Raw genomic sequence first — 22,287 nt, 5'->3', positions numbered from 1 at the left:
CTTCTCGCCGACGGACTGAGCAGATGAGCGCAATTCTCCCGCCCGCCACCCTGGGCATGCTTGGCGGTGGCCAGCTCGGCCGCTTCTTTGTGCTGGCCGCCCACGAGATGGGCTACAAGGTCTGGGTGCTCGACCCGGACCCCAACAGCCCGGCCGGCGTCGCCGCTGACCGCCACCTGAAGGCCGCTTTCGACGACTACGCCGCGCTGGACCAACTGGCCGCCGGCTGCGCCGCGATCACCACCGAGTTCGAGAACGTGCCGGCCGGCACCCTCGATTACCTTGCCAAGTTCGTGCCGGTACGGCCCTCGGCCGATGCGGTGGCGATCTGCCAGAACCGCGTTGCCGAGAAGACCTTTCTCGCGAACAACGGCATCCCGCACGCCCCCTTCGCGCCGATCAACACCGAGGCCGACGTGCGCAACGCGCCGGCCACGCTGTTCCCGGGCATCCTGAAAGTCGCCCGCTTCGGCTACGACGGCAAGGGTCAGGCGCGCGTCGCGAATCACGACGAAGCGCTCGCCGCCTTTCAGGCGTTCAAGGGCGAAGCCTGCGTGCTGGAGCAGATGCTCAAGCTCGACTACGAAGTGTCGGTGGTGCTGGCGCGCGACGAGCACGGCAAGGTGAAATGCTTCCCGACCGCCGAGAACGCGCACGCACGCGGCATCCTCGACGTATCGATCGCGCCGGCGCGCACCTCGGGCTGCCAGCGTGACACGGCGGAGGAACTGGCCGAACGCATCGCCGAAAAGCTCGACTACATCGGCACCATGGCGGTGGAGTTCTTCGTGTCGCGTGGCCAGCTGTACGTGAACGAGATGGCACCGCGCCCGCATAACAGCGGTCACTACACGATCGACGCCTGTGTGACCGACCAGTTTGAACAGCAAGTGCGCGCGCTGGTCGGCCTACCGCTGGGCGACGCCCGCGCACATAGCGCTGCGGTGATGGTGAACCTGCTGGGCGACATCTGGTACGACCCAAGCCTGCCCGGCGCGGATTCGCACGGTCACTACCGCGAACCGGACTGGTCACTGCTGCTCGCGATCCCGAACCTGAAACTACATCTATACGGCAAGCACCACGCGCGCCCCGGTCGCAAGATGGGCCACTTCACGGTGCTCGACGCCGACCCGGCCAAAGCGATTGAAACCGCGATGGCAGCGCGCAAGGCCATCGGCATCCGCGACGAGTGAGCACATGGATCGATCTGCTGCGCCCGCCAATCTCGATGCTGTGATGCTCGCCGTACCGATGTACGGCTGCGCTTCTCGCGTCGTCCTTGGCGCGCTCGCGACGGTCGCCCCATGCGCTCTGGCTGACCTGTGATCCAGAACCCTACGCCCGAATCACTCGCCCGCGCCGCCGCCCTGCTGCGCGCCGGCGAGTTGGTCGCGCTGCCGACCGAGACGGTGTACGGGCTGGGTGCGGATGCCGCCAATCCGCAAGCTGCGGCGAAGATCTTTGCCGCCAAGGGCCGGCCAGCCGACCACCCGCTGATCGTGCATCTGGCCGACGCCGAGGCGCTGACTGACTGGGCGCGCGAAATTCCGAAGGAAGCGATCGCGCTCGCCCGCGCTTTCTGGCCCGGCCCGCTGACGCTGATCCTGAAAAAAGAAGCGGATGTGCCCGACGTGGTCACCGGCGGGCAGGACACGGTCGGCCTGCGCGTGCCCGACCACCCGGTGGCGCTGGCGCTGCTGTGCGCCTTCGGCGGCGGTATCGCGGCACCATCCGCGAACCGCTTCGGCCGCATCAGCCCGACCACCGCACAACATGTGTTCGATGAACTGGGCGAGAACGTCGCGATGATTCTCGACGGCGGCGCGTGCAACGTCGGCATCGAATCGACGATCCTCGATCTGTCGCGCATCAACGAAGTTGGGCCCGTCGTCCTGCGCCCCGGCGCAATCGGGCCGGATGCGATCGCGGCAGTGATCGGCCGCCGCCCCGCGATGCGCACCCCGGCTGCTGCGCACAGTGGCGACGCGCCACGCGTTTCCGGCTCGCTCGCCGCGCACTACGCGCCGCGCACACCGCTCACACTGATCGCCAGCGCAGAACTGGAAGCCGCGCTCGCCCGATCCGGCCCCGACACCGCGGTGCTCGCCCGTCGCGCTGCGAGCCCTCTGCCACACTGCAGTTGGATCGCGGCGCCTGACCACGCCGCCGGCTTCGCGCACGACCTCTACGCCAACCTGCGGGCACTCGACGCCCTCGGCGCCAGCCAGATCCTCGTCGAAGCACCACCGGCCGAAGCTGGCTGGGAAGCCGTGCTGGACCGCCTCGGCCGTGCGGCGGTGGGCTCCGGCGAAGACGACGAGACCTGAGCCTCGCTGCCGCAGCAAAGCGCATACGCGGCTTTGTTGCAAGCGCCTACAATACCCACCTTTCCATACTCTGCCGCACGGGGCGACGACGCCGCGGTGGCGCGACCTGATGTTCGACTCTTTGCTGCAGACGCGCTGGCCGCCTGCCTTCAGCGCATCACGCACCGCCGTTACGATTCTCCTCAAACTACGGAACGACCCGCCAACCGCTCTGGTCTGGATGGCGCAGGGCCAATGAAATTACTCGTCTATTCTCCGGTGCATGAGGCGGCATTGAAGAACAGCCTCGGCAAACCCGAGTACAGCTATTTCTTCGTCCTGAAGCGCTACCTACCGGTTCTGGAACGCATTGGAGAGGTCGTGATCATTCACGACCCCGAACGCGAAGTAGACGCCCTGTACGAGGCGGCGAGAGCGCGCGGCGAAAGCTGCATCTTCCTGTGCTTTTCTCCGCCCAACAAGGCGCCGGTGGGTCTCGCGTGTCCAACCATTTCGGTGTTCGCGTGGGAGTTCGATACGCTGCCGTCAGATGTGTGGGATGACGACACCCGCAACGACTGGCGCACGGTACTCGCCCAACACGGCAAAGCGATCAGCTTGTCACGTCAAACACGCGAAGTGGTCAAGCAGGCAATGGGCGATCAGTTTCCGGTAACCGCGATCCCAGTTCCGGTGTACGACCGCTTTGCCCGCGACGACAAGGCCCCGCGCCAACCACCAGGCGGAACGCGAAGCCTGCAGATTCAGGGGCGCGTCATCGACAGTCGGGATTACGAGATCACGCCGGAGTCCTTTGTCAGTCACGCAGCGATGGATCGATTCTGCTCGGAACACTGGTCGGGCGAGCGCGTTGAACTGCATTTTGCCCGCGGCCAGGACGCATGCGGTTACCTCGGCGGTTTCTACGCACCCGAGCCTTGGGGCACCTGGTCGCGTATCGCGGCACCGTGGATCATGCTGCCCTTCGCGTTGAGCGGGATCGTGCGCTTCTCGATCTGCACCGGCGGTTACGGTTACAACGCAGGCAAGTCCATCGAGATCCAGATCGGTGATCAGACCCAGACGCTGACGCTGGGCACGGACTTCACGCCGGTTGCATTTGATTTCTTTCTGAACGCACCGACCAACCTGATTCGCTTCAGCGGCCTCGACACACGCTCGCTGCCCGGCGCGGCGGACCCTCGCACGATGGGGCTGGGACTGCGCTGGATCGGACTGGAACGACTCGATGGACGCAGTGAAACGGTCGCGGCCGCCCCGTCGTCAATCGAGACCCACGTCGATGGTGTGGTCTATACGTCAGTGCTGAACCCAGCGGATGGCCGCAAGAATTGGGGTGACATCGTCAAGGCGTTCTGCTGGGCGCTCGGCGACAAGGCCGACGCTACGCTGGTGCTCAAGATGACGCATCACTCGATCGCAGCCTTTCTTGGCCGCTTGCAGGATCTGCTGCACCGCATCGGCCCGACGAAGTGCCGCATCGTGGCCCTGCATGGTTACCTTGAAGACAGCGAACTCGCACGACTCATGGATGCGAGCACGTATTACGTGAATGCCTCGCACGGCGAAGGGCTATGCATGCCGCTGATGGAGTTCATGAGCGCTGGCGTGCCGGCCATTGCACCTGACAACACGGCGATGGCGGACTATGTGAGCGCAGACAACACGTTCGTCGTGCATTCCACACTGGAGCCCACCGTCTGGCCGCACGATCCGCGCGACTTGTTTCGCACCTGCTACTACCGCATTGACCAGGAATCGCTCGCCCAGGCTTTCGCGGACAGCTATCGCGTCGCGACCGCGCAGCCGAAGCGCTACCGCGCCATGAGTGCAGCAGCACGCGAGGCGCAGCGCCGCTTCAGCGCGGATGACGTTGTACTGAACGCGATGGCCGAAGCCATCACCGGGGAGGCCCGCCCGTGACGGCATCAAGCTCCGGCTCCCTGCACCTGCTGGTGCACGCGCCCCAACGTGGCGACAACATGGCCAGCGAGATGGGGCGCGCCGACTACTCCTATTATTTTGTGATGCGTCACTTCCTGCCGGTGCTCGAACGGCTGGGCACGGTCGTCGAAGTGGCGGACCCGGCTACGCAGGCCGATCCGCTCTACGAACGGATTCGCGCCGAAGGCGGCGATGCAGTGCTGCTGCTGTTCATGCCACCCCACCGCGTGCCCGCGGGCCTGACTTGCCCAACCGTACCGGTCTTCGCGTGGGAGTACAGCACGATACCGAACGAAGCCTGGGGCGGTGACCCTCGCCAGAACTGGGCTGCCGTGCTGCGCGAAGCGCGCGGCGCGATCACGCACTCGAACTTCGCACGCGATGCCGCACACGCAGCACTCGGGCGCGACTTTCCACTTTGCTCGCTGCCGGCCCCATTGTGGGACGGCTATCGTGTCGCAGACGGTCGCGCGCCGATGGCGCAGAAAACAAGCTGGGATCTGACCATCAACGGGGTTGTTCTGGACTCGCGCGCGATCGGATTTGATCGTGGATTCGACGCTGCCTCGCCCGCCTTCACCCTGCAAGAGACGACGGTACAGCTCGGTGGCACGGTCTATACGTCAGTGTTCAACCCGAACGATCAGCGCAAGAACTGGCACGACCTGCTGACGGCGTTCGTGTGGGCCCTCCGTGACGAGCCGCAGGCCACCCTCTTGCTCAAACTGGTGCACCACGACGCGGCGTTTGCCTGCGGCATGGTGCTGCACGAAATGCGCAAACTCGCGCCTTATCGGTGCCGCGTGGTCGCGATGCATGGGTACCTCGACGATGCGAGCTACGCGCGCATGGTGCAGAGCACCAGTTACGTCGTGAATAGCGCGCTCGGTGAGGGGCAGTGCCTGCCGTTGATGGAGTTCATGTCCGCGGGCAAGCCAGCCCTGGCGCCCGCACATACCGCAATGGCTGACTATGTGACTGAGCGCAACAGCTTTGTCGTTAGCTCGTCGCGGGAGTGGACACATTGGCCACACGATCCGCGCATGGTGATGCGCTGCCATCGCCATCGCATCGACTGGGCGTCTCTGCGAGACGCCTATCTTGAGAGTTGGCACGTGGCTCAGCATGAGCCACAACGCTACGCGGCGATGTCGCAGCGTGCGGCGCGGGCCTTACGGCACCATTGCGCGGCGGATCTCATCACCGTCGAGCTTTGGCGCTTTCTGCTTAAGCTGGGCCTTAGCCCGGTCACGCCCTCGCTCCGCATGCGCGCGAGCACACGTCTCACCCAACTGCTTCGAGCTTTCCGCGAGGAATGAAGCAGCGCATCGACGATATCGAGATCCTGCGCGGCGTCTCGATCCTGCTGGTACTGGTGCAACATGTGCCGTACCACCTGTTTTCGTGGATGCCCTATGCGCTAAGCGTGAAGACACACGGATACTGGGTCGGCGTGGACATCTTTCTCGCAGTGTCGGGGTTTGTCATTGCCCGCCAGTTGCTGCCACGACTCGATCGCGCCCGCGGCAACGCAGCACTCGCAACCGAGGTACTGGCGTTCTGGACCCGGCGGGCCTGGAGGCTCTGGCCAGCAGCCTGGCTCTGGCTCGCTATCACGCTAGCGGGCGTGCTGGCGTTCAACCGCAGCGGGGTATTCGGCAGCGTCCATGCCAACCTCGACGCCACGATGGCCGGCATATTCCAGTTCGCAAACTGGCGCCTGTTCAGCACCTTCATGGTCAGCGAATACGGTGCCTCGCTGCATTACTGGAGCCTTTCGCTTGAGGAGCAGTTCTACTTGGCGCTCCCTCTGCTCGCCCTGCTGACGGGGCGCCGCCTGTGGCTCGCGCTTGTGGCAATCACGCTATTCCAGTTTGCGCAAAACAATCTGGGGTCGGTGTTCCGTTTCGAGGGGTTGGCGATCGGGGTGCTGGTCGCTCAGGCCATGCGGTGGAACGGGATAGAGCGCCTCAATCCTCGTTTTCTCGCGCGACCATCTGTCCGCTATCCCTTGTTCGCCGGCGTCGTTGGCGCTCTTGTTCTGCTTGGCGGCATCGGGCGGCCATGGATTGCATACCCGCAGCCCGTGATTACCCTGCTTTGCGGCCTGCTGGTGTTCTGTGCCGCCTTCGACAAGAACTATTTCCGATTTCCAGCATGGGTCCAGGGGTGCATGCTCTGGGCGGGTAGCCGGTCCTATGCAATCTACCTCGCACACCTGCCGATTTTCGGTGTAACACGCGAACTGTTCTTCCGCTTCGGTATCACGCAGCCGAACAGCAGCAATGCCATAGCGATGAGCCTGACCGCCTCGGCGCTCCTGTTCAGTGCCGTCGAGCTGACCTACCGTCGGGTGGAAACTCCGCTGCGCGCGCACGGCGCGCGGATCGCCGCATCGCTGCGCACCCGCACTGCGCTGCCGTCGGGCACCGCCTAGGCCCTGACGCTAGGCGCGTCGCGATGAATCGTTACGTGTGGCTGCAGCAGCGTGGTCCCGACGAAATCCGGAAACTTGCGGTTAAGCACGTGAAACACCAGCGCATGGTCGCGCCACTCGGCGTTTTCGGCGAGATGTGAGTCGCCCCCCGTCACCGCAGTACTGATCGAATAGCTACCCTTGCCAAGATTCATGTCGAATCCCACGCGCGCGGTAAAGACATCGCCCTCAGCGAGTGACGAAATCGGGATGCCCAAGCGCAGCGTGTTGATGCCATAGACCGCCTGCCCGAGCTTGTCCTTGATCAGGAAACCGAGCACGACGTTCTCGAAATCGCGATTGACCCTCACCCTAACCATGAGCTCGGCGCGTGCGCCGGCATCGATCGCTTCAGACGGCTGACCACGCTCGTCGAGCAAGCTGACGTCGAGGACCTCAGCGTCGCCAGTGCCCGAAACAACCCGCAGATGCCCGCTCTCAAGCTTTTCCTGCCGGATGCGGGCGAAGTCGATCTCGCCCAACATCGCGTGGTAGATATCGAGCACTTCTTGCGGCGGGCCGAAATGCACCTGGCGGCCGCCATGCAGAAGCAGCGCTCGGTCGCACAAGGTCTGGATCGCATAGCGATCATGCGAGACCACAAGCAAGGTCGTCCCCTGTTCGCGGAACTCCCGGATGCGCGCAAAACTCTTGTGCTGGAAGTAGCTGTCGCCAACAGACAACGCCTCATCCACGATCAGCACATCCGGCCTGCGAGCAGTAGCCACGCTGAATGCCAAGCGCATCTGCATACCGCTCGAATAAACGCGAAACGGCTGATCAATGTAGTCACCAATCTCGGCGAAGGCTTCAATCGCCGGCATCAGTTCGTTGACTTCGGCAGCCGTCAAACCACGCAACTGGCCGGCCATCATCACGTTCTGCCGACCGGTGAAACCCGGATGAAATCCCATCCCAAGCTCCAGCAAAGCCGCCACATCTCCACCGATCTGAACGCTGCCGACACTCGGCTGGGTGAGCCCAGCAATCATCTTCAGCAGGGTGCTCTTGCCTGCACCGTTGAGACCGACAATGCCGAGCGACTGCCCGGCTTCGATTGCGAAACTCACGTCCTGCAATACCCACCGCAGCGCATGGCGCGCCGACACGCCGGGCACGATCCACTCGGCCAGCCTTGACCACCGGCTGCCGTATTGCTTGTAGGCCTTACCAAGGCCGCTGACTTGCACATGGCCCATCAGAGTTCATCCACCATTTCGCCAGCGCGACGCCGGAACAACACCAGAGCGAGCAAGCACACGACGAGCGCGCCCCCCGCGACCGGAGCCAGATAGGGCCAATCGGGCGACGCCCCTGCAACCAGCACCGCCTGGCAAGCACCAATCAGGCCGGTCATTGGATTAAGCATGACCCATGTGCGCGCCCAGTCCGGCAGGATCGACAACGGATACACGATCGGTGTGAACCAGAACCAGAACTGCAGCAACACCCCGACGAACTGCCCCACATCGCGGAAGAACACGTTCAGCACGCCCAGCGCGACACCAAGGCCGACGCCTAGCGCGACAACCGTTGCCAGCACCGGAAGCAGCGCCAGGAATATCGCACCGGGAAAGTTGCCGCTGATGAGCAGAAAACCGGTGAACAACGCGAAGATGATGGCGAAGTTCAGCAGCGCACTGACAAGCACGATCGCGGGCAAACAGATGCGGGGAAAATTCAGCTTCTTGATCAGGTTGGCGTGTTCGATGAAGACGGTCGTTGATCGCGAGACGATTTCCGAAAACAGCCCCCAGGTAAGCACGCCAGCGCACAGAAAGATGCTGTAGCCGAACGCGTTGGCCACGCCCGGCAGGCGCGACTGCATCACCTGCGAGAAGATCACCGTATAGACAATGATCATGGCGAGCGGATTGAGTACCGCCCAACCGGCACCGAGCAGCGAATCAAGATAGCGTGCCTGGAATTCTCGCTTGACGCTGCCCAGCACGAAGCCGCGATAGCGCCAGAGACTACGGAGCAATGCGCTCATCGGCGTGCATCCTTGTTGCGGTCCAAGCTCACGGTTTCCTCGCCACGATCAATTGGCTCTTGGGCATGGCACTGTCAAGCACTGCCTTGATCTGCCCACCCTGCTCGGTATCGAGCAACAGCCCCCAGGTGCGCGTCCAGCTATCCAGCAGCGGGTGCCATGGTGGCGCGAGATCCTGTTTGCAGGTCCAGAAGAAGCACCACCACATGGTCCAGTAAAACCCGTAAAGCTTGCGGTGTTCGATCTCCAGCCCCGCTTCGCGGATCAACGTTTCGAAATCGTCGCGCGAGAACACGCGGACATGGTTGGGGGGTTCGAAATAGCTCGGCGCCGCAATCGTGCGCTGCAGGCTCTCGCTCGCCGCATCGGGCACGGAGATCAGATAACGCGCACCCGGGCGACCGACACGAACCAGTTCCGCCATGAAGCGCACGGGGTCCGGCACATGCTCCAGCACCTCCGTCGCGACAATCCGCGTGACCGACGCTGATTCGAGCGGCAAGGGGTTCGTATCGGTGGCGAGCTCCCGCACGCTGGCAGCGCCAGCTGCGCGCAATCGCACCGCCGCCTTGGTCACGTTCTCGGGCAGCAGGTCTGCAACGATCATCTCGGCAGCCCGACCTGCAAAGAACAGGGAGAGTGGTGTGTCACCACAACCGACGTCCAGCACCACGTCATCGGCACCCGCATCAAAACCCGGCAGCATTTCGCCTGTTTCGTGATTGAACCAGCCGCTCAGGGCGCCGTCGCGTGTGACCACGTCTTCGCGCGGGGCCGGATCAGGCGGCGCCGCCGCTGCGACCGGCGCGCTCGTGACGGCGGCAGCCGACGGCGTTCCGGACAAGGCCCTGAAGAGTCTTCGAAGCATCTTTCCTCAATTCGGCACGACGCATCACCCGGACGGTGGCGTACGGAGAACCAAAGATTCTAATGTATCCTTCATGATTCCCCCGTGCGCGGCACACCCGCCGTTGATTTGTTGCCCGGCATCGCCGCGCGCCGCTGACTCCGCATGGAACCATTTCGTCGCTTTGCCAAACGCCTATTGCAAACGGCGCGCCGTCGCATCGCAAGCTCGCCTTACGCACGCAGTCTGGCGCTCGTCACGCTGAGTCGTTTCCCTCGACTGAGTCAAAAGCTGCGGCGCGTAAGCGCCCCCCCCACCGCCGCGCTGGCAATCAAACCCTTGCCACACCCCAGACAAGCGGACGAACTCGGCCCCGCTGCGCGCGCCGTGCTGGCAGACATCCGTGCCGCTCAGACGCACGCCGAGGCCGCAAACAAATGAAGATTCTGCTGGATCTGCAAGGTTGCCAATCGGCAAGCCGCATGCGCGGCATCGGCCGCTACTGTCTGTCGCTCGCCGAAGCCCTCATCCGCAACGCGCCACAGCACGAAGTCTGGATCTTGCTCAGCGATCTGTTCCCCGAGACGGTAATGCCGCTGCGCAAACACTTCGCCGCACTGCTACCGGCATCGCGTATCGCGGTGTTCAGCGCGCCGAGTCCGGTAGCCGAGGGGGATCCGGACAACCTCGATCGCGCTCGCGCCGCGGAGTGGATCCGGGAGCACGCCATCTCGGCCATCGCGCCGGACGTCGTGCATGTCGGCAGCCTTTTCGAAGGTTTCGTCGACGACGCGGTCACCTCAATCGCAGCCCTTAACGATGGCCCGCCCACGGCCGTCACGCTGTATGACCTGATACCGCTGCGCAACCCGGCGACCTACCTGACCAATCCCTTCTATCGCACTCATTACCAGCGCAAGATCGAATCGCTGAAGCGGGCCGACCTGCTGCTGGCGATTTCCGCATCGGCCGCCAACGAGGCCGTCGAATCCCTGGCTCTGACGCCAGAACGGGTGAGGATCATCCACGCTGCAATTGACGATGCGTTCACGCCGGGCGATTCATCGTTTTCGACGCCTGATGACTTGCTGCAACGATTGGATCTGCGTCGGCCGTTCGCCATGCATATCGGTGTGATCGAGCCACGCAAGCACTTCGAAGGCTTGATCCGCGCCTGGGCCCTGCTTCCGGCTCAAACGCGGCAAGCGCATCAGTTGCTGCTGGTGGCACAAGGGCCGGATGCGGAGCGCGAACGGCTGCGCCGGTTGGCACGAAGTGTTGGACTCGCGGACGACGAGATCCGTGTCACCGGCCATGTCAGCGACGCAGACCTGATCGCGCTGTATCGCAGTTGTCGGCTCTTCGCTTTTCCGTCGCTCCATGAAGGTTTTGGGCTTCCCGTCCTCGAAGCCATGGCCTGCGGTGCCGTTGTCGTTGCTTCCAACACCAGTAGCCTGCCCGAAGTCGTGGGCCTCGACGAAGCGCTGTTCAACCCGAACGATGATTGGGACATCGCGACGCGGATCGCACATGGACTTGACGACGAGCAATTCCGTGCGGGCTTTCGCGAGCATGCGGCGTTGCAGTGCCGGCGCTTCTCGTGGGACGAAACAGCGCGGCATACACTGGCCGCGCTTGAGTCGATCGCAACCCGTCGCCGCGCCCCCACAAGCGCAGACAACTACTCCACGCTGATATCAAAGATCGGCGCAAAGCGCTGGAACGAAGCGGAAGCGACGTCCTTGGCGCAAACGATCGCCGCCAACCAGCGGCCGCCATCACCGAAGCAGTTGTTCGTCGACATTTCGGAACTCGCCGAACGCGATGCACGAACCGGTATCCAGCGCGTTGTACGCGCGGTGCTGCAGGATCTGCTGAAGTCACCGCCGTACGGCTACCACATCGAACCCGTGCGTTTCGATCGCGATAGCGCGCGCTACCGTTACGCGCGTCGCTACCTTGCAGCCCGGAATTCCGACAGTGGCACTAGCGAAGACAGCCTTGTCGAAGCCTGGCCCGGTGACCTGTTCCTCGGCCTCGACCTCACCGCAGACCGGCTGCCGCTCGCCGTCCCGTGGCTGGCAGCGCAGCGCCGCCGAGGCATCAGCGTCGCATTCGTCGTCTACGACACCTTGCCCCTGCGCCATCCCGAATGGTGGCCAGCGGGCACCGGCGCGATGTTCGAGCGCTGGGCCGAGTTGATCGCCCAAGTGAGCGATCAAGTGGTGTGCATCTCGCGTGCAGTCGCTGACGACTATGCATGCTGGCTGGGTGAGCATGGCATCGCGCCCCCAAAACTCTGCTGGTTCCATCTCGGGGCAGACGTGGCCAATACCGCACCGAGCGGCGGCATGCCGGATGGCGCCGCGGACACGCTCGACGCGATCCGCCGTGCGCCAGCGTTTCTGATGGTCGGTACACTAGAGCCACGCAAGGGCCACCAGCAGGCGCTTTCGGCGTTTGAACTGCTTTGGGCTGAAGGCGTGAGCTGCAATCTGGTCATCGTCGGCAAGGCCGGCTGGATGATCGACCCGCTGCTCGAACGTCTACGCGCCCACCCGCTGCGCGGCACACGGCTGTTCTGGATCGAGGGTGCCAGCGACGAATACCTCGAAGCACTCTACCAAGCAGCAGACGTGCTGCTTGCCCCATCAGAGGGTGAAGGCTTCGGCCTCCCGCTGATCGAGGGCGCTCAGCATGGTCTGCCGATTCTCGCGCGCGACCTGCCTGTCTTTCGCGAGGTGGCGGGCGAACATGCCCGCTACTTCAGCGGCATCACCGCTGCGGCACTAGCCGCTGCGGTAAAACAGGCGCTGCCGCCACATTTGCCGCCGACCTCGTCGAAGCTGCGCTGGCTCACTTGGCACGAAAGCGTGCAACAACTGCTGTGTGCGCTCGGCTTTTCGCCCACATCCGACAAGTCCCCATCAAACGACATGCCCGACACCCAAGCATCCCCCCAACCCGCGGACCCGCGGCACGTTGGGCTTTCCGACGCAGTGCGCGCAGGATGGTATCGCCAGAGCACCAACGAACTGCTGCAAGGTTTTCCGATTTCGGCGGACGATACCGTCCTGGACGTAGGCTGCGGCGCCGGGATGGCCAGCCTGTTCGCCGGGCAACGTGGCGCACGCGTGATATCTGCCGACGTGGACGCGTCGGCCATCACAGCCCTCGAACAACGCATGGCCAGTTCGGCTGCGCGCTGTTGGCAAGGCATCGTGGGCGATTCGAATCCGCTTCCGCTGGGAGATGGCATTGCAACTCGGGTGATCGCGATGGAGATGCTCGAACACGTCGCAGATCCTGTCGTCGTGATGCGCGAATTCGCTCGCGTGGCGGCCCCCGGTGCGCTGCTGCTGTTCGCCGTGCCGGACGCTGCCAGCGAGGCACTTCAGCGCACCGTGGCGCCCGCGTCCTACTTTCAGCATCCAAACCATGTGCGGATACTGTCGGCGGAAGACTTCGAGGCACTGGTCACGAACGCCGGCCTCGTGATCGAACGGCGCCACAGTTACAGCTTCTACTGGAACATGGCGATGGCACTCTTCTGGCTATCCGGCAAGGGTGTGACGAGGCCTGAAGGTGCTCCTGCCATGAGCTTCCTGCAACCCCCCTTCCCTCCCGTCGTCGAACAATGGGCACAGGTGTGGTCGTTTGTGTTGAACCACCCGGAAGGTGAGGCCCTGCGCGCACATCTTGACGCAACGATGCCCAAGACGCAGATCCTGATTGCGCGCAAGCCGGCAGGCTAGGCTGCGCGATACCGCTACGACTGCTCAGCGTGCGGAGACGGGCACCCCTGCGCGCACCGTGTGGTGAGCAAGCTGGCGGTAAATCTGCATGTAGCGACCGATCATCATCTCAGACGTAAAAAGCCTTTCGAAACGCGCAGCCGCCTGCTCCCCCATCTCGGCGGCACGTGCCGGCTGTTCCCACAGATCACGCATCGCAGCGCGGAAGGCTTCCGGGTCGCTCGGCGGCACGACGTGCCCCGTCTCGCCATCGATATTGATATAACTGGTGCCGGTGCCAATCTCGCTGGAGATCAGCGGCTTGCCATACATGGCCCCCTCCAGCAACGAGATGCCAAACGCCTCCGAGCGCAGATGGGACGGGAACACCATCGCGTGGCAAAGCCGAATCAGCGCCACCTTGTCCACCTCCTCAACCGGGCCGAGGAAGTGGACGTTGTGCAGACCGAGTTGTTGGACCTGCGCCCTGAGCTCCGCTTCGACCGGACCCGCGCCAACGATCACCACCGGATAGTCCGTGCTGCGGGCCGCCTCGATCAGGATATGCAGGCCCTTGTAGTAGCGCAGCACTCCAACGAACAGGAAGAAGCGCGGGCCAAAGCGCGCAGCCCAGGCCGCCATCTGCTCGGGCGAAGGTTCCGGATAGGCACTGCGATCCAGACCGTAGGGCACGACGTCGATCTTGTCCTGGGGCAGTTGCGCGAGTACTGCACTGGTGCGCAGATAGTTCGGCGATGCCACGACGATACGGCTGACACTCGCGAGAAAGCGGCGCATCAGCGGGCTGTAGAGCTTCAGCCAGTGACGCTGGCGGATGATGTCGGAGTGGTAGCTGACAACGGTCGGCTTGTTCACCCGCGTCATGAAGTGAGCAAGATCCATGAACGGCCACGGAAAGTGGTAGTGGATCACGTCCACATCGCGGGCAAGCACCGCCAGCCGTCGCAGCGCCGAGGCCGAGAAGCCGTTGGAAGCAATCTCGAAGTCCAGCCGCGCGCGATGCACACGGTGGCCGTCGTAATCGATATCGCCCCCATGCCGACTCAACGTCAGCACCTCGCTGCGAATACCATGTTGCTTGCTCGCGCTGCAGAGCTGCCACATCACCTGCTCGATACCGCCCCAGGATTCGCTGCGATAGGTCTTGTAGAAATGAAGCACTCTCATGCCGAGCCCCCCGCAACCTTGGCAACCCGCTGAAGACAGGCCAACGTTTGATCAACGGTGTCGTTCCACGAGAATCGAGCGGCGGCGGCAAGGCCGGCTTTGCGCATCTGCTCATGCATCACGTCATCCTCCAGCAATTGGGTGATGGCTTCACGCCAGCCGTCGACATCATCAGGATCCAGCAAGCGCCCGGCTGCATCCGTAACTTCGGGAATCGACGAGCAATTCGCGGCAATCACCGGCACACCGCTGGCCATGGCCTCGAGCACAGGCAGGCCAAAACCCTCGTAACGCGAGGGATACACAAACACGCGAGCTGCAGCGATCAGGGCCGGCAGCAAGGCGTCATCAACATAGCCGAGGTAGCGCGCCCAACCCTCTCGTTGAGCGGCCTCAATCCGTGCATGAATGCCCTCGCTGCGCCAGCCCTCGTAGCCCGCCAGCACGAGCGGACGCTGCTGCCGGCTCGCGAGCGGCATCGACTCATAGGCGTCAAGGAGGATGCCGAGGTTCTTCCGTGGTTCGATCGTGCCGACGTAGAGGGCAAAGCCGCCCGCCTCCAGGCCCAGTTCGCAAAGCAGCGGCGCGAGCTCCGCGGCCGTCCTCGGGCGGTATTCAGCGCCGACACCAAGCGGAATCGTGGCGATGCGTGCGGCCGGCCACGCGAAACGGGCGATCACCTCCTGCCGCGCGTGATCCGAATCGGTGATCAAAAAGGCGGCGTGGCGCAGCGTGTGTTCTACGCCCCGCGCAACATGGCGCACCCGCTCTGGCGGATGGAACTCGGGATGCACGAAGGTCGACAGGTCGTGAATCGTCGCAACCGACACCCCACCGAAAGGGGGCAATACAAAGGCAGGGCCATGGAACACACAATCTTCCGCGCCACGCAGGCGCAGCCCTGACAACACCGGCATCACCCGCCGATAGACGCTGCCCGCGACACGCAGTGCCGCGAAGCGCCGCCGCAGACCAGGCCCCGCAAGCGAGCCCCTGCGCCTAGGTTCGAGTTCGGGAACCCAGCGTGCCGCAGCGAACAGACGCAAGCTCTCGGCCGGAAGGCGCTTGGCATAACCCTGGGCAAGCTCGTAGGCATAGCGCCCGACACCGGTCATCGGCGGGCGTACCGCATCAACATCGAAGATCAGCTTCACGCGCTTCACACGCCGGACCGCGTCCGACCCTGCCGGCTTGCGCGCTACCAGCCTCTACGGGCCTTGGTCGCAAGCCTAGTCGTTGTTCGGGCGCCGAGGGGCGGCGCAGGGCTATTGCTGTACGGGCCTCACTCGCGACGCACGCGATGCAGATCGGCCTCGACCATCATCTCGACCAGTTGGACGAGGCTGGTGCGCGGGCGCCAGCCAAGCACAAGCGAGGCCTTGGCAGGGTTGCCAAGCAGGACGTCAACCTCTGCCGGGCGGAAGAAAGCCGGATCCACCACCACGTGATCCTGATAGTTCAGCCCCACGCATTCGAACGCGATCTTGCACATGTCCCGCACCGTGGTCGTGACCCCGGTCGCGACCACGTAGTCGTCGGCCTTGTCCTGCTGCAGCATCAGCCACATGGCTTCAACGTAGTCGCCGGCGAATCCCCAGTCGCGTTTCGCATCGATGTTGCCGAGGCGCAATTCCTTCTGCTTGCCGAGCTTGATGCGGGCCACCGCGTCGCTGACTTTGCGGGTGACGAACTCGATACCGCGCAAAGGTGATTCATGGTTGAACAGAATCCCGCTCGAGGCATGCAGGGCGAAGCTCTCGCGATAGTTGACGGTGATCCAGTGGCCGTAGAGCTTTGCGACGCCGTAAGGGCTACGCGGATAGAACGGCGTGTTCTCGTCTTGTTGCGCCGCCTGGATCAGGCCGAACATCTCGCTCGTCGACGCCTGATAGAAACGTGCGTCCGGTTTGAACTGGCGCACGGCTTCGAGCAGCGCCGCCACGCCAAGCCCATCAACCGTTCCGGTCAACAGCGGCTGATCCCACGAGCTGCCGACGAAGCTCTGTGCGGCAAGGTTGTAGATTTCGTCCGGCTCGGCCTTGATCACAGCACGCTGAAGCGAGGCCGCGTCGGCGAGATCCCCTTCAATAAAGCGTACGCGGTCGCAGATGCCCAGCTCGCGCAGTCGCCACTTCGTGTCGGTACTGCGTCGGGCGTGCAGCCCGAAGACCTCGTAGCCCTTCCCCAGCAAGAACTGAGCGAGATAGGCCCCATCCTGCCCGGTCACCCCCGTAACCAGTGCCTTTTTGCTCATCGAATCACCGCCTCCCAATATTCGAGAATATCCGCCAGAGTGCGATCGAATTCAATCGATGGCCGCCAGCCGGTATCCGTCATCAGCCGACCGCAGTCGGCTTGCACCCTTCGCTGCTCGGCACGCCGCAGCCTTGCCGTCTCCTGTACCACATCGGCCTGAACCCCCGCGATCGAGAGCAGCCGCTCGATCACACTCCGCACGGTGCGTTCGACCCCGGAGCACACGTTGTAAGTCTCGCCGCGCCGGCCTCGCGCCAGCAGCGCGAAATAGGCGCCGGCCACGTCGCGCACATCGCAGAAGTCGCGCGTCACATCGACGTCGCCCACATGCAGCACGGCAGCACGCTGACCTTTGCGTATTTCGACCACCTGCCGCGCAAAATCCGCTACGACAAAGCGAGCGCTCTGACCCGGCCCGATGTGGTTGAACGGCCGCGCGATGACGACGTCGAGCCCCTCGGTTTCTCCCCACTGCCAGCACAGCGCCTCGGCTGCGAGCTTGCTGACAGCGTATGGGTTGCGTGGCTTCGCCGGACAAGTCTCAGTCACCGGAAACTGAGACGGGTCGAACAAGCCATAAACATCACCCGAGCTGACAAACAGAAAGCGTCCGGAAAACCCCGCATCCCGGCATCCCTGCAGCAAACTCAGCGTGCCAAGGAGGTTCACTTCAAAGGTTGCACGCGGATCCTCAAACGACGCGGGGACATGGCTCTGCGCTGCAAGGTGAATGATTGCCTGCGGCTGGCTATCGCGCACAAACGCGGCAACCGCATCGCGATCACGAACGTCGAGTCCGCTCGACAGCACCTCAGGACCGCCGGCCGCGTGCGCGCAGGCCGCGACGTGCGGCGCCACAAAACCGCCGCGTCCTGTCACCCAAATCCCTTGCATCTGGCATGCCCCCAAGCCGGAAACGCACGGATGCTAACACCAAAGCGGGGCCCGGTTGGCGTACGCATGCGTATGGATAAATTCCGCTGGCACATTGTTGCAACAGGCTGGAGCGGCTGCGGCTCCACGCGCAGGCAGACCGTCGTAGCGGAGCCAAGCGCGGCCAAAGAGTCGAAGCTGAACCTGCGTTAAGCTTCGCTCCCGGCATTTGCCGCAACGCCAGTGCCGCAAGGCAGCCCCCCGATGCGCCGCTCCCTGTCCGCCCCGTTTGCACTGATCGCCATGCTCGGCAGCCATGCGCTGCGGGCAGAGGAAGCGGCATCGAATCCGGCTGCGGCGGACGATGCCCGCCCAACCCCACGCATCGTCGTGACCGGCACTCGCGATGCCCAAACGGAACGCCGCGATGCGGCGACCTCGAAGGTCATCATTGGTCGCGAGGAAATCGAGAAGTATGGCGAGGCGACCGTCGGCGATCTGCTGCGGCGCCTGCCGGGGGTGACGGTCAGCGGTGCGCCCGGCTCACCGGGTGAAGTGAAGATGCGCGGGCTGAGCGGCGCCTACACGCAAATCCTGGTCGACGGCGAACGCATCGGCGGCCACGGGCGCAACCGCGCCGGCCCGATTGATCTGATCCCGGCCGAGATGATCGAGCGCATCGAGATCGTACGTGGCGGGGTCGCCGAATTCAGCGCACAGGCTGTGGCCGGCACGATCAACATCGTGCTGCGCGACGACGCCGGGCGTGCGCAGACACGGCTGCGGCCGGGGCTGTCGGAAGTCGACGGGCACGTGTCGCCGCAGATCGGGCTGCAGAACACCGGCCGCAGCGGTGGCCTGTCGTGGCTGTTTTCGGCCAACGCCAATCAGCGCGACCAGATCGCCGATCAGATGCGGTACAGCCTGGACTACGACGACAGCGGCGCGCTGCAAACCGAGGCGCTGACGCATCGCGAGGTGACCCAGCGCACGCGCGACGCGAGCCTTGCGCCGCGCCTGACCTGGCGGCTGGATCGCGCAAACCAGTTGAACCTGCAGTTGTTCGCCACCCACACCGAAAGCGAAGCGCATGGCGACGAACACACGCAGGCGCTGTTCGGCACGCCGGAAGCCGCGGCTGCGCACGAGGACAGCAGCCGCGAGCGGGATCTGTGGCGGCTCGGCGGCGGCTGGCGCCTGCGCTGGAACGACGGCGACACGCTGAACCTGCGTTTGGGCCTGAACGGCAATCGCGAGCACAGCAGCACGCTGCGCAGGGAGTACGACACCGCCGGCGGTGCCAGCGGCCTCAGCGACAACCAGGCCAGCGTGCGCGAACAGGGCAGCAGCGCTTCGTTGCGCTGGGCGACCGCCGAAGTTGGCGCGCACACGCCAGCGGTCGGCGCCGAGTGGAACGACACCCGCCGCAGCGCACAGGCGGTAACGCTGGACAGCGGCACTTCCGGCAGTTCGTCCTCCGACGACAGCCTGGAACAGCGTGAGCTGAATGCCGCGGCCTATCTGCAGGACGAATGGCGGCCCTTCGAGGCAACGACACTGACCGGCGGGCTGCGCCGCGAAGTGCTGCATACCCACACGCAGGACAGCACCGGCGCACCGCTGCTAGCGCGCTACGGCATCTGGGCACCCTCCCTGCAACTGGCGCAGAAGCTCGGCGAAACCGGGTCGACGGTGTTGCGCAGCAGCCTTGCGCGCACCTTCCGCGCGCCGCGCCTGGACGATCTTTCGGGCCTCACCGTTCGCGCACCGGACAACAGCCTGACGCGGCCGGACCGCAGCGGCAACCCCGAGTTGCGGCCTGAAACCGCATGGGGATTCGAGTTCGCGCTCGAACGTTACTTCGACGCCCACAGCATGGCCTCGGCCAACCTGTTCACGCGCCGCATCACCGATCTGATCCGCCGCGAGCTGACGCTGGGCGACGACGGCCGCTGGGTATCGCGCCCGGTCAACGAAGGGCAGGCGCAGGTGCGCGGCGCGGAACTCGAATGGAAGCTGAACCTCGCCACCTGGTTCCCCGCCGGCCCGGTGCTGCAGTTCAACGGCAACTACACGCAGACGCAGACACGCGACGATGCGGGCAACAAGCTGGAAGACACGCCGGACCGGATCGCAAACATCGGTTTCGAGTGGCAACCCGCCGGCCCGGCGTGGAAGCTGGGTGGCAACCTCAACTGGGCGCACAGCTACACGGTGCGCCTGTCAGACCAGCAGACCCGCAGCGTCGGCGACAAGACGGTGTACGACGCTTACGTGAGCTGGGCGATGACGCGTGACGCCCTGTTGCGTTTGAGCGGCGCCAACCTCGGCGGCTGGGGCAGCGACAGCCGTACCGCGGCAGAGAGCGGCGGACGGCTGGTGGCCGACGAAACGGTCAAGGTCGCCGGCCTGCCGACCTGGCAGCTGGCGCTTGAGCTGAAGTTCTGACCTGACACGCTGAACAGCCCGCCGCGGATTGCGCGGATGCCCGCGGATCAAAAGCCAGTCGAAAACGAACCGAGCAATCCCCGGTTAGCGTTCTTGCCTTTATCCGCGCCGATCCGCGCAATCCACGGCGAAGCTTTTCGGGCTTTCGCCTTTAGTCCTGCAGCGAACCGGCCTGCGCCTCGAAGCTGCCGTCGCGGAATTCGCGCAGCGTCGCTTCGATCTCTTCGCGGGTGTTCATCACGAAGGGGCCGTACTGCACGATCGGTTCGCCAAGCGGCTTGCCCGCAACAATGATCAATCGTGCATCGCGGCAAGCCTGCACCACCACGCCATCCGCCTCCGGATCGTTGGCAAGGATCGCCATGCGCCGCTCGGCCACGCCATCCTGCTCGGCGCCCAGCGCCACTTCGCCGCGATACACATAGACGAAGGCGTTGTGCCCCGCAGGAATGCGTTGCGCGAAGCGGCTGCCGGCGGGCAGGTGCACGTCCAGGTACAGCGGCTCGGTGTCCGGCCGTTGCATCGCGCCGGCCACGCCGTGGCTCTCGCCGGCGATCACACGCACGGTCGCGCCGCCTGCGTCGACGAACTCAGGGATCGCGGCGCCCGGAATGTCGCGATACCAGGGCGCATCCATCTTGTGTGCGCCGGGCAGGTTCAGCCAGAGCTGGAAACCTTCCATGCGGCCTTCATTCTGCTCCGGCATCTCGGAATGGATCACGCCACGCGCCGCGCTCATCCACTGCACGCCGCCATCTTCGACCAGGCCTTCGTGCCCGGCGCTGTCGCGGTGGCGCATGCGGCCGGTGAGCATGTAGGTGATCGTCTCGAAACCGCGATGCGGGTGCGGCGGGAAGCCAGCGATGTAGTCCGAGGCCGATTCACTGCCGAAAGCATCCAGCATCAGGAAAGGATCGAGCCGGCGCTGCAGCGGCTGCGTCAGCACGCGGGTCAGCTTGACCCCGGCGCCGTCGGAAGTCGGCACACCGGTGACGAGGCGCTCGACCTTGCGGGAGCGGGTCGGCGTGAAGGTTTCAGGCGCGTTCATGATCATTCCTTTCGTTGGGGGTCCGGGCCGCCTTCTCGCGGGCGGCCGCGGGGAGTTTTGCGGGTTCAGACCAGCGCTTCGATCTCGCGTTCGGCATCGGCAAACGCCTTGGCGGCTGCATCCGGCCCCATCGCCAAACCTTCGGCAAACACCGGGCGCACATCACTCATGCCGAGGAAGCCCAGCACCGTGCGCAGGTAAGGCAGCAGCGTATCCATCGGCGTATCACGGTAGATGCCGCCACGGGTCAGCGCAAGATAGACCGTCTTGCCCTTGACCAGGCCTTCCGGGCCGTTGGCGGTATAGCGGAAGGTCACGCCAGCGCGGGCGATGGCGTCGATCCAGTGCTTGGCCTGCGCCGGCACGCCGAGGTTGTACATCGGCACGCCCAGCACCAGCACGTCGGCGGCCTGCAGTTCGGCAATCAGCGCATCGCTCGCGGCGACGATCTCGTTCTGCGCCGCGGTGCGGGCATCGGCCGGCGTGAACAGCGCGCCGAGGATCGTTTCGTCGATCGCCGGCAGCGGATTCACCGCGAGGTCGCGCACCGTTACCGTGGCATCGGCGTTCTTGGAAACGAGGCTTTCGGTGATGCGATTGGCGAGGCGGGTGGATTCCGAAGCGTTGCGTTTGGCGCTGGTGTTGATCTGCAGGATGTTCATGTGAGTCTCCGTTCGGTTGGGCGCCGAGCCGGAAGGGCTGCAAGCGCTGTGGTGTGGAGACACTTTATTGCGGACCGATTTGCACCAGAAGCCCGTAAATCGCACAACATAGTTCCATCAATGCAACAATCCGGCTTTGTGTTCTTGAACTGGAGCGGCCATGCAACCGGACGCCAACGATCTGCTGCTGTTCGCCCGCGTCGCCGAGAGTGGCAGTTTCAGCCGCGCCGCGGAACGCGTCGGCCTGCCCAAATCCACGGTATCGCGCCGCATCGCTGCACTGGAGGCCGGCCTGGGCGAACGTGTGCTGACACGCACCACGCGCCGCCTGACGCTGACCGATTTCGGCCAGGGCCTGCTCGAACACGCCAACCGGCTGGCCGAAGAGGTGGATGCCGCGGCCGCGCTGGCCGAGCACCGGCAGAGCGAGCCCAGCGGCCGGCTGCGCGTTTCGATGCCGGCGGACTTCGCAGCGACGGTGCTTGCCG

17 protein-coding genes are annotated in these 22,287 nt (G+C 64.4%); 8 read left to right on the top strand and 9 right to left on the bottom strand.

The window, feature by feature from the left end:
- Positions 1 to 23: 23 nt before the first annotated feature.
- The 5 genes from ACE3P0_RS20050 (at position 24) to ACE3P0_RS20030 (ending at position 6,711) form a co-directional block, all read left to right on the top strand.
- Positions 24 to 1,196, top strand: coding sequence for a 5-(carboxyamino)imidazole ribonucleotide synthase (locus ACE3P0_RS20050; RefSeq protein WP_374404566.1), 1,173 nt, complete (start codon positions 24 to 26; stop codon positions 1,194 to 1,196).
- A gap of 129 nt (positions 1,197 to 1,325) precedes the next feature.
- On the top strand, positions 1,326 to 2,330 hold the full coding sequence (locus tag ACE3P0_RS20045) for an L-threonylcarbamoyladenylate synthase (protein WP_374404565.1): 1,005 nt from the start codon (positions 1,326 to 1,328) through the stop codon (positions 2,328 to 2,330).
- Positions 2,331 to 2,564: 234 nt separating this feature from the next.
- A complete protein-coding gene (locus tag ACE3P0_RS20040; RefSeq protein WP_374404564.1) occupies positions 2,565 to 4,253 on the top strand; it encodes a glycosyltransferase in 1,689 nt (562 codons plus the stop codon).
- Positions 4,250 to 5,593, top strand: a complete 1,344-nt coding sequence (locus tag ACE3P0_RS20035) for a hypothetical protein (protein WP_374404563.1) — start codon at positions 4,250 to 4,252, stop codon at positions 5,591 to 5,593. Before ACE3P0_RS20040 ends, ACE3P0_RS20035 begins: the two co-directional genes overlap by 4 nt.
- A complete protein-coding gene (locus tag ACE3P0_RS20030; protein WP_374404562.1) occupies positions 5,590 to 6,711 on the top strand; it encodes an acyltransferase family protein in 1,122 nt (373 codons plus the stop codon). The genes ACE3P0_RS20035 and ACE3P0_RS20030 overlap by 4 nt, the downstream gene beginning before the upstream one ends.
- Here the strand turns inward: ACE3P0_RS20030 and ACE3P0_RS20025 are convergent.
- Genes ACE3P0_RS20025 through ACE3P0_RS20015 form a run of 3 tightly spaced genes read right to left on the bottom strand, consistent with a single transcriptional unit; the run spans position 6,708 to position 9,611 of the window.
- Complete coding sequence (locus ACE3P0_RS20025; RefSeq protein WP_374404561.1) at positions 6,708 to 7,949, bottom strand: ABC transporter ATP-binding protein; 1,242 nt, start codon at positions 7,947 to 7,949, stop codon at positions 6,708 to 6,710. The two genes, ACE3P0_RS20030 and ACE3P0_RS20025, sit on opposite strands and share 4 nt — an antisense overlap.
- Complete coding sequence (locus tag ACE3P0_RS20020; RefSeq protein WP_374404560.1) at positions 7,949 to 8,743, bottom strand: ABC transporter permease; 795 nt, start codon at positions 8,741 to 8,743, stop codon at positions 7,949 to 7,951. The genes ACE3P0_RS20025 and ACE3P0_RS20020 overlap by 1 nt, the downstream gene beginning before the upstream one ends.
- A gap of 28 nt (positions 8,744 to 8,771) precedes the next feature.
- Positions 8,772 to 9,611: a class I SAM-dependent methyltransferase gene (locus ACE3P0_RS20015; RefSeq protein ID WP_374404559.1), complete on the bottom strand. Its 840-nt coding sequence runs from the start codon at positions 9,609 to 9,611 to the stop codon at positions 8,772 to 8,774.
- A 416-nt stretch (positions 9,612 to 10,027) separates the two neighbouring features.
- On the opposite strand from ACE3P0_RS20015, the gene ACE3P0_RS20010 reads away from it, so the two are divergent.
- Positions 10,028 to 13,345 carry a glycosyltransferase gene (locus ACE3P0_RS20010; RefSeq protein ID WP_374404558.1) on the top strand — a complete coding sequence of 1,106 codons (3,318 nt, stop codon included), beginning with the start codon at positions 10,028 to 10,030 and terminating at the stop codon, positions 13,343 to 13,345.
- A 24-nt stretch (positions 13,346 to 13,369) separates the two neighbouring features.
- On the opposite strand, the gene ACE3P0_RS20005 is transcribed toward ACE3P0_RS20010, so the two are convergent.
- The 4 genes from ACE3P0_RS20005 to ACE3P0_RS19990 form a co-directional block, all read right to left on the bottom strand.
- The gene (locus tag ACE3P0_RS20005) at positions 13,370 to 14,512 is read right to left on the bottom strand and encodes a glycosyltransferase family 4 protein (RefSeq protein ID WP_374404557.1); all 1,143 of its coding nucleotides are present in this window, start codon (positions 14,510 to 14,512) and stop codon (positions 13,370 to 13,372) included.
- Entirely contained in the window at positions 14,509 to 15,666 is a 1,158-nt protein-coding gene (locus ACE3P0_RS20000; RefSeq protein WP_374404555.1) for a glycosyltransferase family 4 protein, read from the bottom strand. Before ACE3P0_RS20000 ends, ACE3P0_RS20005 begins: the two co-directional genes overlap by 4 nt.
- A 128-nt stretch (positions 15,667 to 15,794) precedes the next feature.
- On the bottom strand, positions 15,795 to 16,766 hold the full coding sequence (locus ACE3P0_RS19995; RefSeq protein WP_374404553.1) for a GDP-mannose 4,6-dehydratase: 972 nt from the start codon (positions 16,764 to 16,766) through the stop codon (positions 15,795 to 15,797).
- Positions 16,763 to 17,662, bottom strand: coding sequence for a GDP-mannose 4,6-dehydratase (locus ACE3P0_RS19990; RefSeq protein ID WP_374404552.1), 900 nt, complete (start codon positions 17,660 to 17,662; stop codon positions 16,763 to 16,765). The genes ACE3P0_RS19995 and ACE3P0_RS19990 overlap by 4 nt, the downstream gene beginning before the upstream one ends.
- A 243-nt stretch (positions 17,663 to 17,905) precedes the next feature.
- Between ACE3P0_RS19990 and ACE3P0_RS19985 the strand changes: the two genes are divergently transcribed.
- Positions 17,906 to 20,089, top strand: a complete 2,184-nt coding sequence (locus ACE3P0_RS19985; protein WP_374404551.1) for a TonB-dependent receptor plug domain-containing protein — start codon at positions 17,906 to 17,908, stop codon at positions 20,087 to 20,089.
- 151 nt (positions 20,090 to 20,240) lie between these two features.
- Here the strand turns inward: ACE3P0_RS19985 and ACE3P0_RS19980 are convergent, their stop codons facing one another.
- Positions 20,241 to 21,137: a pirin family protein gene (locus tag ACE3P0_RS19980; protein ID WP_374404550.1), complete on the bottom strand. Its 897-nt coding sequence runs from the start codon at positions 21,135 to 21,137 to the stop codon at positions 20,241 to 20,243.
- 65 nt (positions 21,138 to 21,202) lie between these two features.
- A complete protein-coding gene (locus ACE3P0_RS19975) occupies positions 21,203 to 21,799 on the bottom strand; it encodes an FMN-dependent NADH-azoreductase (protein WP_374404549.1) in 597 nt (198 codons plus the stop codon).
- Between the two features lie 160 nt (positions 21,800 to 21,959).
- On the opposite strand from ACE3P0_RS19975, the gene ACE3P0_RS19970 reads away from it, so the two are divergent.
- The coding region (locus ACE3P0_RS19970; protein WP_374404548.1) for a LysR family transcriptional regulator at positions 21,960 to 22,287 on the top strand (328 nt) is incomplete at its 3' end.

The sequence above is a fragment of the Niveibacterium sp. genome (assembly GCF_041909475.1).
GTDB lineage: Bacteria > Pseudomonadota > Gammaproteobacteria > Burkholderiales > Rhodocyclaceae > Niveibacterium.
Note: the sequence above shows the minus strand (reverse complement) of the source record. Positions and strands in the feature narration are given on the sequence as shown.